A 13,323-nucleotide genomic window follows, 5' to 3' on the forward strand; every position below is an offset into this window, starting at 1 on the left:
ACCTGCTCTTCTTCACGGCTCTGCTCCTCCCATCAGGGTCTCACAAAACCGGAAAACTCGCACTCAGGCCGGACCAAAGCGATGGGGGGACGTCACCCGAACTCACTGTCAACCTGTGTAGCGGTAGGAAGTGTGCGTTCGGGAATGGGGAGATTTTCTGAGGCTTGTGGAGGGGCATCGGCGACAGGCGGTGTCGAGTGACATGCCCTTTACCACAGGAGCTTCGATTGCGCATGAGACGATTGCGCGAGGGCTGAGCGGCCCACAGGACAGCGGTCCTCGTACGAGCGGTTCGGGCCGGTCGACCGGGGCCAAAGCCGATACCGTGCAGCGTCCGACCCATGACCGCTTTCGGGCAGCTCAGAAGGCTGTCCGCGCTTCCGAGTCGGGTCGGGAGCGGTACACCCGCTCGGGGTGGTTTCCCGACCATCCGCTTCCGAATGGTCGATGTATAGAAGCAGACCTACCCACGGCGACCATTTACTTCCCCGCTGGACTTTTGAGCAGCCTGTCCCGAGGTGTTGGGGAAGGAAACATACCTCCGAGGAAAGCCGGGAAGGCGTTCATATTCTGGTTGCCGTGTCGGCTCTCCGGCCACAACGCGGTGACGACGGAACGCTCGACAAAAAACTTCCGCAGGACAGGCACCAGCGCACCTCGCTCGACGTGGAACGCGACGACATACGACAGCGAGATGCCGATGCCGCCGACCACGAGGATGGCCGCGACCGCATCGCTGCAGTCTGCGACGCCGCCGGCGTTCGGCGTGAGATCAACCGCGCGGCCGCCGATCTGGAACGGCCAGCGCAAAGCCTGGCCCGCACTCTGGAAGCGGAAATTCAAGCGGTCGTGGTGGATGTGGTCGTCCGGATGCTGCGGTGTCCCGCGCTGCTCCAGGTAGATTTGGGACGCGAAAGCGCAGAGCCGATGCGGCGCGAGACGCCGGGAGAGCAAGCGGGAGTCGGCCAGTTCGCCCACGCGGATCGCCACGTCAATGCCCTCCTCGATGAGGTCGGCGACGCGGTCCCTAGGGCGCTGGTCGACAAATAGTTTGGGGAGGCGCTTCACGGATTGCAGCCCCGGCGGTGTGCAAGGCTGGTCAGGAACCTTCCTCGGGGTAAACGCACTTGGATTAGCCACGAGAGGCGCCGCGGCCGCGGTAAACGGAAGAGAAGCATCCTTCGTGTCGGGGGACGAACTGAAGACCCTCTCCCGCGGGGAGCTCGAGGCCGAGATCCTGCGTCTGCGCGGGTCCGAGGCCGCCATCCGTCAGAGGGAGGAGCGTTTCCGGACGATCCTGGAGACGGTCGATGCGGCCTTCGCCATCGTCGAGGTCAAGTTCGACGCCGAGGACCGGCCGGTCGACTACCGCTTCGTAGAGGCCAACCCTGCTTTCGAGCGCGAGTCGGGCGTCAACCTTCGCGGCAAGTGGGTAACCGAGTTCGCCCCTGACCTGGAGCCCTTCTGGTTCGAGACTTACGGGCGAGTCGCCAAGGCCCGGGAACCCGCGAACTTCGAGAGCTATGCTGAGGCGTTCTCGCGCTGGTTCGACGTGCGCGCTGTTCCCGTCGGTGACCCTGCGGACCGGCAGATTGCCATCATCTTCAACAACGTGACCGCCCGACGCGAGGCCGAAGAGCGCCTGCGCGCCAGCGAGGCGCTCGCACGGGCTAACATCGAGCGCGTGCAACTCGCCCTGGCCGCTGGCGCGATCATCGGCACGTGGCACTGGGACCTACCGTCCGACCGGTTCACGGTCGACGAAGCCTTCGCCCGAAGCTTCGGGCTCGATCCAGCGTTCGGCCGCGAGGGCATCCCGTTGGCGCAGATCGTAGCCACCGTACATCCTGACGACCAAGCGGGTTTGGCGGAAGCGATCAACGAGGCCGTCGGCCGGGGCGGCGCCTATGCGCACCAGTACCGGGTGCGCCGGTTGGACGGGCGCTACTACTGGATCGAAGCCAATGGCCGGGTCGACCACGCGCCGGACGGCACGCCCCTGAGCTTTCCCGGCGTGCTCCTCGACGTCGAGGAGCGTCGTGTTGTCGAACAGGAGCGGGACCGGGCCATCACCCAGTTGCGCGCCCTCACCGAAACTCTCGAGCAGCGCGTCGGCGAGCGCACGGCCGAGCTGATGAACGCTGAGGAGCAGCTCCGCCAATCGCAGAAGATGGAGGCGGTCGGGCAACTCACGGGAGGGCTTGCCCACGACTTCAACAACCTGCTGGCCGGCATCTCCGGCAGCTTGGAGTTGATGGGCACCCGTATCGAGCAGGGGCGCCTCAAGGACGTCGACAAGTATATGGCCGCCGCGCAGGGGGCGACGAAGCGGGCGGCGGCGCTGACCCACCGCCTGCTGGCCTTCTCGCGTCGGCAGACGCTCGCGCCGAAAGGCACCGACGTGAACGCCCTGGTCGATGGCATGCTCGACCTGATCCGGCGGACGGTCGGGCCGAGCGTTCAGCTTGAGACGGCCGGACCCACGGACCTATGGCCGACTCTGGTCGACCCGTCCCAGCTTGAGAACGCGCTGCTGAACCTCTGCATCAACGGCCGCGACGCGATGCCGGACGGGGGGCGCATCGTCATCGAGACCGGCAACCGTCGGATCACTCCCCAAGTCGCCGAGCGACAGGATATGCCGGCCGGTGAGTACCTGTCGCTGAGCGTCTCGGACACCGGCACCGGCATGCCCCCGGAAGTGGTGGCGAAGGCGTTCGACCCATTCTTCACGACCAAGCCGCTCGGCCAGGGGACCGGCCTTGGCCTGTCGATGATCTACGGCTTCGTCAAGCAGTCCGGCGGGCAGGTCCGCATCCACTCGAACGAGGGGCAGGGCACAACGGTCACGGTTTACCTCCCGCGCCACAGGGGCGAGGCTGAGCGTGACGAGGCCCTGCCGGAGGAAGGATCCCCGGCATTGGCACAGGCCGGCGAGACCGTCCTTGTGGTGGACGACGAGCCCAGCGTGCGCATGCTGGTGACGGACGTGCTGAGCGACCTCGGCTACACCGCCGTGGAGGCTGCGGATGGGGCGGGCGGTCTTAAGGTGCTCCAGTCCGACGCCCGTATTGACTTGCTCGTCACCGATGTGGGCCTGCCCAATGGCTTGAACGGCCGTCAGATGGCCGACGCCGCTCGGGTCTCGCGGCCCGGCCTCAAGGTTCTGTTCATCACCGGCTACGCCGAGAGCACGCTGCTGACGGACGGCCAGATGGAACCGGGGATGGCCGTCCTGACCAAGCCGTTCGCCGTCGATGCGCTGGCATCGCGCATCCGTGATTTGATCGCGAATTGACGGTAACCTGACACCCCTGTCGAAGGACTGGCGCACGGCTGCTTTGCAGAGCCGCCGGTTGTGGTTCGGACGACAGCAATGGGTCGGTCGCGGAATGACCGGAAAGGGTGGATTTCTGCCGGTCTGCTTCTGAACAATGGATGCATCGAAGCGGGCATAGCCGCGGGAGCCGCTCACGACCCGTAGAGCTTCTCCGGCGGCTAGGGCCGCAATGCAGCATCAGCCGTAGCAGACCACGCTGCTAGGAAGGCGGCTCGCGTTCGTAGTCCGGTTGGCACGGCGCGGATCGCCCGCGACGCGAGGGACCTGGAACGTCATCCTGGCGCCGAGCTGGTGCTCAAGATCGACATCGCCGAGGTGTTCGTGAACTGCCGCGCTACATCCACCGTTACCGTCGGGAGGCTACGTCAGGCTTCGTGCCGGGGCGGGCACGAGCGGGCGAGGTCCCGGCCTGGAAGAGGATCGATCTGTTCGCGGATGTCCTGCCCGACCGCGATCGGCGAGCGATCGACCCGCGCGACACCGGGACAATGACCCTGGCCGATTACCGCCTGCTGTTGGAGCGTGGGGAAACCTGACCCTGCACGGCCGCGGCTGGCTGTCAGGCCGGAATGTCTCGACCGTCTGCGACGGGTCGCCAACCCATCCTCTCGATCGGTCCCGTCCGGAGCCCGCTCGTCAGCCCTGACCCATCGATCCGCAGGATGCGCGATCTGCTGGATCAGCCTCCGATACGGCGTGAGGCGCCCACGGCCTTACCAAGTTTCCGGTTCGCGCCCTCGTCACTGGCGGCGCTCCGAGAGAGCCACCGCCCGTCACGCCACGACCCGGGTCTCAACTGCACGGCAGCGGCGACGGGCGAAAGATCCGAGCCTCACCACGCCTGCTCGAGGACGAAGCGTCCGTGATCCTGCTCGCGCCGGGATGGCTCCTGATCGTTACGACGATCATCGATGCTGACGATCACGGTCCCCCGGCGATCTTTGCCAATCCAGAGCTTCCCCGAGGGGCCTCGGAAGCCCGCATAACCGTTCGCACAACAGACGGTCCCTGCACTCTCCGTACACAGCTGGGCTACGGCGGCCGGTCCCGCCGCGAACAGCGCGGGGGCGAAGGCGACGGCGGATCCCGCAGAGAGCAACACGGAGGCGAGGCCAATGGCGGATGTGACGCGCATAGCCGCAGATTATGCATCCTGTGGTTGAGTCTCAAGACAACTACGCAACCTGACCCCGGAGCTTCACAGGACATCGAACGGCTTGGTAAATATCGGTCGGCTGTCGAGTCGGTCGAGGGACCGGCACCCGGCGGCCACGATCGCTGTACCACGCCGGATTTCCCGAGACAGTTTGGTTCAGCTTGCGAGCCGCGACACGGCTCGGTGCGGCCTGGACGTCGGCCCGATCGAGCCGGGCAGATGGCGACCGCGGCCATCCCCGAGATTACGGAAGATCGGGGCGCCTGCGGAACGAAGTCGTCCGCTCCGATGCCCCTGCAGCTCGGAAACGGAACGGCAGAGATTCACTCGTCGGAGACGCTCGTGCGGGCGGTCTGCGGCGGCCGATGCTGGCGGACGCCGGGTGATCGGCTCGGAAGGCCGGCTGCCGGAAGAGAGGACGGACGCCTCGCGACCCAACCGAGCCATTCCGGCCTGTTCAGCGGCATCCCCGAACCGGACATTCGGATGCAAGCAGCCGTGTCACCGTCTCATATGCCCAGTCCGGTGCACGACGAGAAATGCGGACTTGATCGCGGTGGAGACGGATCGTCGCCGGGCACACTCGATCGGGCGAACAATTCGTCGCGAGCGTGAAATGTTACAAATTTCGACTGATCGTTGAATGTGTAATTGTCATGGCAGGCTACTGCAAATGATGAGTCTTCTATCACTCTGCACTAGAATCGGCGATGGCATCGATCAAGACAGAACGCTGTCGATGAACCACCCGGAGAAAGACGGCATCGTCCTCTAAGGCTCGCGCCAGCACGATCGCGCCCTGTATCCCCGAAACCGCCTCCTCAGCGAGTTGCGAGGCTTGCGGTTCGTGAACGCCGCCGGCTCTCAGGCACCGGGCCAGAGCCGATATCCAGCGCGCGAAGTAGCTCCTTATCCGCTCCGCGAAAACGGCTCCGGAGGCATTCAGGCCAATGCAGCCGACGAGACAGACTCTCCTGCCGGATCGGAAGTATTCCGTCACATCCTCGATCATGGACGTGACGGCCGCTGTCGAATCGCGCGCATGCTCCAGCGTCGAGAAGATGATCTTCTCGAACCAAGCGTCTATGTCGGCGAGAACCGCCTCCATCATCTCTTCTTTCCCGCCGGGAAAGAAGTTGTAGAGGCTGCCCTTGCCGAGGCCGGTCGCCTTCGACAGCACCGACAGGCTCGCGCCCTCGAACCCGTGCTCGCGGAACGCTTCCGCGAGTGCCGGCACGGCACCGGCCCGTTCGGTGAGGACGCGCTTCGCGCTCAAAGGCCCAGGTCACTCAGCGAGGGGTGATCGTCGGGTCTGCGCCCGAGCGGCCAACGGAACTTCCGTTCCGCCTCGGTGATCGGCATCTCGTTGATGCTGGCATGACGGTGCGCCATCAATCCGTCTTCGGCGAACTCCCAGTTCTCATTGCCGTAGGCGCGGAACCAGTGCCCGCCGTCGTCGCGATACTCGTAGGCATAGCGCACCGCGATACGGTTGCCGGTGAAGGCCCACAACTGCTTGATCAGTCTGTATTCGTGCTCCTTGTTCCACTTCCGAGTGAGGAAAGCTTGCGCCTCCTCGCGATTGGTCGCGAACTCGACGCGGTTCCGCCAGCGCGTGTCGGGCGTATAGGCCTGCGCGACCTTGGCCGCATCGCGCGTGTTCCAGCCATCCTCGGCAAGACGCACCTTCTGGATCGCGGATTCCTCGGTGAACGGGGGAAGCGGGGGTCGGGACATCGGGATCACCTCTCAGAACCATGTTGTACCGTTCGGTACAACATGGGCGCCAATAGATCAAGCGCCCTGAGAGCCCTCCGGCTCTCGGTCGGGAAATCTGCAAGCGGCGAAGGGCATCTTTTCCGGAGTGCCGTTCCCGAAGCGGACCCGCGGAAGCCCACCCGACCCCGTCGGTCACCTGCGGCTGCGCGGCTCGCGTCAGCGAAGGGATGTCCCGCCGCGCCCCTGGCAAGGACGAGCACCCTCAGGGCACCGGGATGCCGCGCCGGACGGGACCGGCCTCCGGCTGGCCGGCCGCCGCGGAACCGAAGACCCGCGCGATCAGGACGTAGAAGAGCGGCGTGACGAAGACGGCGAGCACCGTCGCGGTGACCATGCCGCCGAGCACGCCCGTGCCGATGGCGCGCTGGCTGTTCATGCTGGCCCCCGTCGCGACGGCGAGCGGCACGACGCCGAGGATGAAGGCGAACGAGGTCATGACGATGGGCCGGAAGCGCAGCTCGCACGCCTCCAGCGCCGCCTCCCGGACGGGCACGCCCCTGGCCACGAAGTCCTTGGCCACCTCGATGATCAGGATGGCGTTCTTCGCGGTCAGGCCGATCACCGTGATCAGGCCGACCTTGAAGTAGACGTCGTTCGGCATGTCCCGCATCAGCATCGCGAAGACCGCGCCGACCACGCCGGTCGGCACCACGAGCAGCACGGCGAGCGGGATCGACCAGCTCTCGTAGAGCGCGGCGAGGCAGAGGAAGACGCAGAATAGCGCCAGCGCCAGCAGATAGACCGCCTGGGAGCCCGACAGCTTCTCCTGCAGCGATTGCCCGGTCCAGGCGAAGTCGAAGCCCGACGGCAACTGCCCCGCCAGCCGCTCCATCTCGGCCATGGCGTCGCCGCTGGCGTAGCCGGGGGCGGCGCTGCCGGAGATCTTGATGCTCGGGTAGCCGTTGAAGCCCACGACCTGCGACGGGCCCATCGTCCATTGCACCCGGGCGAAGGACTGGAACGGCACCATCTGCCCCTTGGCATTGCGGACGTTCAGGTCGAGCAGATCCTCCGCCTTCATGCGCCGGGCCGCCTCGGCCTGGACGATCACCCGCTGCATCCGCGCCTGGTTCGGGAAGTCGTTGACGTAGGCCGAACCCAGGCTCGTGGAGAGGGCGTCGTTGATGTCGGCGAAGGTGACACCCAGCGCGCTGGCCTTCTGCCGGTCGAGGACGAGCTCGATCTGCGGCGCGGTCGGCAGGCCCTCGACGTAGACGCCCTGCAGGATCGGGCTCTGGGACGCCGCCTTGACGAGCTGGTCGCGCGCGGCCGCCAGCGCCGCGTGGCCCTGCTGCGCCTTGTCCTGGAGGCGGAAGGCGAAGCCGCTCGAATTGCCGAGCGAGTCGATGGCCGGCGGCGAGAGCGACATGGCGATGGCGTCGGGCAGGCCGCCGAGGGCGGCGTTGGCGCGGGCCGTGATGGCGTCGGCGCTGTCCTGCGGCCCGCGCTCGCCCCAGGGCTTCAGCCCGACGAAGTTGATGGCCGCGTTCTGCCCCTGGCCCGAGAAGCCGAACCCGAGGAGCAGCGTCTGGCTGTCGATGCCGGGCTCCTTGGCGAAGTGCTCCTCGATGCGCTTGGCCACGTCGAGCGTGCGGCCGGTGGCGGATTCCGGCGGGGTCTGCGCGTCGACGATGACGTAGCCCTGGTCCTCGATGGGCAGGAAGCTCGACGGCATGCGCCAGTAGCCCCAGCCGAGCGCGGCCACGAGGAGGCCATACACCAGGAGCGCCCGAACGGGCCGGCGCAGCAGGCCCGCCACGCCGGACCGGTAGGCCCCCGTGCCGGCGTGGAAGCGGCGGTTGAACCAGCCGAAGAAGCCGCCCTTGGCATGATGGTGGCCCTTCTCGACCGGCTTCAGCAGCGTGGCGCAGAGCGCGGGCGTCAGCGAGAGGGCCAGGAAAGCCGAGAAGGCGATCGAGGTCGCCATGCTGACGGCGAACTGCCGGTAGATCACCCCGACCGAGCCGGGGAAGAAGGCGAGCGGCACGAACACCGCGACCAGCACCGACGTGATACCGACGATGGCGCCGGTGATCTGGCCCATCGCCTTGGCGGTGGCCTCCCTCGGCGGGAGCCCCTCCTCGCCCATGATGCGCTCGACGTTCTCGACCACCACGATGGCGTCGTCGACGAGGATGCCGATGGCCAGCACCATGCCGAACATGGTCAGCACGTTGATCGAGAAGCCGGCGAGCAGCAGCGCGCCGCAGGTGCCGAGCAGCGCCACCGGCACCACGATGGTCGGGATGAGGGTGTAGCGGACGTTCTGCAGGAACAGGAACATCACCGCGAAGACGAGCGCCATCGCCTCGGCGAGCGTCATCAGCACCTTCCGGATCGACACCTCGACGAAGGGCGTGGTGTCGTAGGGCACCGTCGCCCGGATGTTGGCGGGCAGCGTGCGCTGGAGCTGGGCGAGCTTCGCCTTGACGCCGCCGGCGGCCGCGAGCGCGTTCGCGCCCGGGGCGAGCTGGATGCCGATGCCGGCGGCCGGGCGCCCGTCGAGGCGGGTCTGCATCGTGTAGGACTGGCCGCCGAGCTCGACCTCGGCCACGTCGCGCAGGCGCACGAGCGACCCGTCGGGGTTGGCGCGCAGCACGATCTCCGCGAACTCGGCGGGCGTGGTCAGCTGCCCCTTCACCAGCACGTTCGCGGCGATGCGCTGGCCCTCGGCCGCGGGCTGCGCGCCGACGGTCCCTGAAGCGACCTGCGCGTTCTGCGCACCCACCGCGGCCGTGACGTCGCCCGGCGTAATCCCGAACCCGACGAGCTTGACCGGGTCGATCCAGATGCGCAGCGCCTTCTCGGACGAGAACAGGGTGGCCCGGCCGACGCCCGGCACCCGCCGCAGCTCGCCGAGGAGGCGGCGGGCGGCGATGTCGCCGAGGTCGGTCTCGCTCAAGGAGCCGTCCTTCGAGGAGACGGTGACGAACTGCAGGAAGCTGGTGCTGGCCTCCTCGACGATGACGCCCTGCTGCGTGACCGCCCGGGGCAGGCGCGCCTCGATGCGCTTGATCCGGTTCTGCACCGCCACCGTCGCCTTCGACGGGTCCGAGCCCGGCGCGAAGGACGCCATGATCTGCGCCATGCCGGACGTGTCGCTGGTGCTCTCGAAGTACATCAGCCCGGGGATGCCGTTCAGCTCCTCCTCGATGATGCGCGTGACCCCGTCGTAGAGCCGCTCGGGCGGAGAACCGGGATAGGTCGCGCTCACCTGGATCGTGACGGGCGCCACGTCCGGGTATTGCGAGACCGGCAGGAACGCGAGGGAGATCGCCCCCACCAGCACGATGAAGATGGAGATCGCCCAGGCGAAGATCGGGCGCGCGATGAAGAAGCGGGTCATGGTGCGGTCCCGGCGCGGTCAGGGCTTCGCGGAGGCGGAGGGCGTCCGGGGTCCCTGCCAGGGCGCCGGGTTCACCGCCATGCCGGGCTGTATCCGCTGGAAACCCTCGACCACGACGGTCTCGCCGGCCTTGAGCCCGTCCTCGACGATCCAGCCCGCATCCGTCAGCGCCCCCGCCCGCACGGGGCGCAGCGCGACAATCCTGTCCTCCCCGACCACGAAGACCTGCGCGACGCCGGCGCTCGACCGCTGGATGGCCTGGGCCGGGACGACGACCGCGCCCGGCAAAATTCCCTGCGCGAGGCGGATACGGACATAGGTGCCCGGCAGCAGGACGACCTTCGGGTTCGGGAACGTGGCCCTGAGCGACACCTGCCCGGTGCCGGGGTCGACGCTCACATCCGTGAACAGTAGACGCCCGGCATCGGCGTGGAGCGCGCCGTCGGGCAGGACGAGGCGGACCGCCGTCTCCTCCTTGCCCGTGGCCCGCTCCGCCAGCCGGCCCGGATCGGCCGCGGGGGCGTTGAAATCGGCGAAGATCGGATCGACCTGCTGGATCAGCGCGAGCTTGGTCGCCTCGCCCTGGCCCACGAGGGCGCCCTCCGTGACGAGGGCCCGGCCGATGCGGCCGGCGATGGGCGCGCGCACGGTCGCGTAGTCGAGGTCGATCCGGGCGCGGGCGAGCTGCGCCTTCGCGCTCGCGACGTCGGCTTCGGCTTGGCGCAGGGCGGCGATCGTGAGGTCGTGCTGGGCGGTGCTGGCTGCCTGACGCTCCAGAAGGGTCTCGGTGCGCTCGGATTGCTTCAGCGCCTGCACCCGCGTGGCCTCGGCCCGGTCGAGGGCCGCGGACTTGGCATCGACCTCGGCCCGGTAGACGGCGGGGTCGATGCGGAAGAGGACATCGCCCTTCCGGACGAGGCTGCCTTCCTCGAAAGCGCGCTCCTGGATGATGCCGGCGACCTGGGCCCGGACTTCGGCGACCCGCGTGGAGGTGAGGCGACCCGGCAGGTCGAGGGTGCGGGGCACCGTCCCGGGCTCGGCCCGAGCGGTCGAGACGTCGGGCGGCGAACCCGCCGATCCGGGACCGCCCGGTGCCTGACCGTCCGCCCCGGGCTTGCAGCCCTGCAGGGCGAGCGCCGCGACGAGGCCGAGGGCGGCGAGGGTCGGCGACCGCCGGGCCGGTGCGTGTGAAGGCATGGAGATCCGTCCTGAAATCGTGGCCGTCAGGCCGCCTTGCGCACGAGGCGCGCGTAGGCGCCTCCGCGGGCGAGCAGGGCTTCGTGCGTGCCGCATTCGACCACGCGCCCCCGATCGAGCACGACGATCTGGTCGGCCCGGCGGACGGTCGAGAGGCGGTGGGCGACGGTGATGGTCGTGCGGGGCTTGCCCGGACGGGCAAGGGCCTCGACCATCGCCCGCTCCGTCGCCGTGTCGAGGGCGCTCGTCGCCTCGTCAAGCAGCAGCACGCGCGGGTCGCGCAGGATGGTCCGTGCCAGCGAGAGGCGCTGCCGCTCGCCGCCCGAGAAGCGGTGCCCGCGCTCGCCCACCAGCGTGTCGTACCCGTCCGGCAGGGCGGCGACCATGTCGTGCAATTGGGCCGTCCGGGCCGCCGCGACCATCTCCGCGACCGTCGCATCCGGCCGGGCGAAGAGCAGGTTCTCGGCCACGCTGGCATGGAGGAGGAACGGGTCCTGCGTCACGACCCCGAGCACCTCGGAGAGGGAGGCGAGACTCAGGTCGCGCACGTCGACGCCGTCGTAGAGCACGGCGCCGCCATCGACGTCGTAGAGCCGGGCCAGGAGATGGCCGAGGGTGGACTTGCCCGAGCCGGTCGCGCCGACGATGGCGGTGTGCGACCCGGCGGGGATATCGAGCGTGACGCCGGCGATCGTCGCGGGGCCGGCTCGGTCGTAGGAGAACGTCACGCCGTCGAGGCGCACGTGGCCGGCGACCTCGGCGGGGTCGAGGGTGACGGGGTCGGGCCGCTCGGTGATGCCGACCGGCTTGTCGAGGTACTCGAAGATGCGCGCGAACAGGGCCCGCGTCTTCCGGGCCTCGACGCCCGTGCGCAGGACCTCCTCGAGCGGGAACAGCATCTGCTCCTGCAGCGCGATCATCGCGACGAGAGTGCCGATGGTCATGGTCGTCCCGGCGCCCGCCATCCAGCCGCCGAGGAACAGGGTCAGGGCCGGCAGGGCTTGCAGCACGAGGTCGATGACCGACCACTGCCACTGCCCGGCCGTGTGGGACCGGACCTCCAGGTTCGCCACCGCGCGCGAGGCCCGCGCAAAGCGCTCCGCGAGATGGGGGACGCGGCCCATCGTGCGGGCGAGGACGATGCCGGAGACCGAGAGGGATTCCTGCACCGCGGACGTCATCTCGGCGATGCGTTCCTGCTGCGCGTAGGTTGTCTCCTCGCGCAGCCGGCCGACGCGGACACTGATCCAGGTCGCCGGCGGCAGGACCAGGAACGAGAACAGGGCGAGCCGCCATTCCAGCAGCAGCATGGCCGCGGCGGTCATCACCACCGCGCTGGCGTTGCGCGTGGCCTCACCCGCCGTGTGGGTGACCAGCGCCTGGAGGGCGCCGATGTCGCTCGCGATGCGGGACTGGATGTCGCCGGAGCGGGTCGCCGTGAAGAACCCGAGCGGAAGCGACTGCAGGTGCGCGTACACGCGGACCCGGAGGTCGTGCATGAGGGCCTGCCCGACCTTCGCGGTGACGAGGGCCTGCAGCACGCCGATGCCCGCCCCGAGCGCGGCGAGGCCGACCATGCCGGCGGCGAGCCGGCCGAGCAGTCCGAGGTCGGCGCGCGGCAGCGCGACGTCGACGATCTCGCGGAGCAGGAACGGGGCGGCGAGCCCCGCGGCGGAAGCGAGCGCGATCAGCCCGATGACGAGCGCGATCCGGCCCGCGTAGGGGCGGAACAGGGTGAGGATCCGAGCGACGGAGACGTGCCGCGCGGCTAGGTCGCCGTAGTCCGCGGCATCGCCCGGCCCGTCCGCGCCGCGGGCGGGGGCGAACCCATCCATCGAGGTCGATCCCATGGCTCAGTCCCGGTCGCCGCCCGGGTGCGCGGACGGTTCAGCCAATGTCATCGCGACGAGGCGGTCGCGGAGCGCGTCGAGGGCGGGGACCGGGTCGCTCGGCTTCTCGCGCACGAGGTAGGCGAGCCACGCGCCGTCGGCGGCGAGCCGGACGAACTCGAGGTCGGCGCTCCCGTCGGTGTCGCGGTGGCGGTGCAGGCGCTCCGCGAACCAGGCCGACACCATGCGGCGCAGGGGCGGCTCGGCGAGGATCGAGATGTGGAGAGCGGCCCACTGGCTGCCCTCGGTCATCATCGGGTCGTGCAGCGTGATGTCGACGTAGGCGCGGGTGTACCGGCCGTACGGCCGGGGATCCTTCGTCATCGCCGCGTCGATCTCCGCGTCGAGCTGCGCGATCAGGTCGGCGACGACGCCCTCGACCAGGGCCTGCTTGCTCGGGAAGTGGTGGAACAGGGCCCCTTTGGTCACCCCGGCGGCGTGGCAGACCGCCTGCACGGTGACGGCGGACAGGCCCTGTTCCAGGGCGAGCTTGGCTGCGCAATCGAGCAGCGCGCGCCGGACGAGCTCGGGCCGCTTCTTGCGATGATAGGCGGTCGCCATGGCCCCTTCCCAGGAGTGACGGGAATCGTCCCCGCCTCGAAGATACCTACCGTGC

8 protein-coding genes are annotated in these 13,323 nt (G+C 68.7%); 1 reads left to right on the forward strand and 7 read right to left on the reverse strand.

The window, feature by feature from the left end; genetic code table 11:
- Positions 1–480: 480 nt before the first annotated feature.
- Positions 481–1,068, reverse strand: coding sequence for a substrate binding domain-containing protein (locus ACQKQD_RS32100; RefSeq protein WP_427510719.1), 588 nt, complete (start codon positions 1,066–1,068; stop codon positions 481–483).
- Positions 1,069–1,183: 115 nt separating this feature from the next.
- On the opposite strand from ACQKQD_RS32100, the gene ACQKQD_RS32105 reads away from it, so the two are divergent.
- A complete protein-coding gene (locus ACQKQD_RS32105; RefSeq protein WP_427510720.1) occupies positions 1,184–3,298 on the forward strand; it encodes an ATP-binding protein in 2,115 nt (704 codons plus the stop codon).
- A 1,886-nt stretch (positions 3,299–5,184) separates the two neighbouring features.
- On the opposite strand, the gene ACQKQD_RS32110 is transcribed toward ACQKQD_RS32105, so the two are convergent.
- The 6 genes from ACQKQD_RS32110 to ACQKQD_RS32135 all read right to left on the reverse strand — a co-directional run bounded on the left by ACQKQD_RS32110 (position 5,185) and on the right by ACQKQD_RS32135 (position 13,268).
- Positions 5,185–5,772 (reverse strand): TetR/AcrR family transcriptional regulator, encoded by a 588-nt coding sequence (locus ACQKQD_RS32110; protein WP_427510721.1) that lies wholly within the window; start codon positions 5,770–5,772, stop codon positions 5,185–5,187.
- Positions 5,769–6,233, reverse strand: coding sequence for a DUF1348 family protein (locus ACQKQD_RS32115; RefSeq protein ID WP_020095776.1), 465 nt, complete (start codon positions 6,231–6,233; stop codon positions 5,769–5,771). Before ACQKQD_RS32115 ends, ACQKQD_RS32110 begins: the two co-directional genes overlap by 4 nt.
- Positions 6,234–6,477: 244 nt before the next feature.
- Positions 6,478–9,621, reverse strand: a complete 3,144-nt coding sequence (locus ACQKQD_RS32120) for a multidrug efflux RND transporter permease subunit (protein WP_427510722.1) — start codon at positions 9,619–9,621, stop codon at positions 6,478–6,480.
- Between the two features lie 18 nt (positions 9,622–9,639).
- Positions 9,640–10,818 carry an efflux RND transporter periplasmic adaptor subunit gene (locus ACQKQD_RS32125; protein WP_427510723.1) on the reverse strand — a complete coding sequence of 393 codons (1,179 nt, stop codon included), beginning with the start codon at positions 10,816–10,818 and terminating at the stop codon, positions 9,640–9,642.
- 26 nt (positions 10,819–10,844) lie between these two features.
- Positions 10,845–12,653: an ABC transporter ATP-binding protein gene (locus ACQKQD_RS32130; protein WP_427510724.1), complete on the reverse strand. Its 1,809-nt coding sequence runs from the start codon at positions 12,651–12,653 to the stop codon at positions 10,845–10,847.
- A gap of 18 nt (positions 12,654–12,671) precedes the next feature.
- Positions 12,672–13,268 carry a TetR/AcrR family transcriptional regulator gene (locus tag ACQKQD_RS32135; RefSeq protein ID WP_427510725.1) on the reverse strand — a complete coding sequence of 199 codons (597 nt, stop codon included), beginning with the start codon at positions 13,266–13,268 and terminating at the stop codon, positions 12,672–12,674.
- Positions 13,269–13,323: the final 55 nt, after the last annotated feature.

Source organism: Methylobacterium sp. NPDC080182, from assembly GCF_050281105.1.
Classification (GTDB): Bacteria; Pseudomonadota; Alphaproteobacteria; order Rhizobiales; family Beijerinckiaceae; genus Methylobacterium.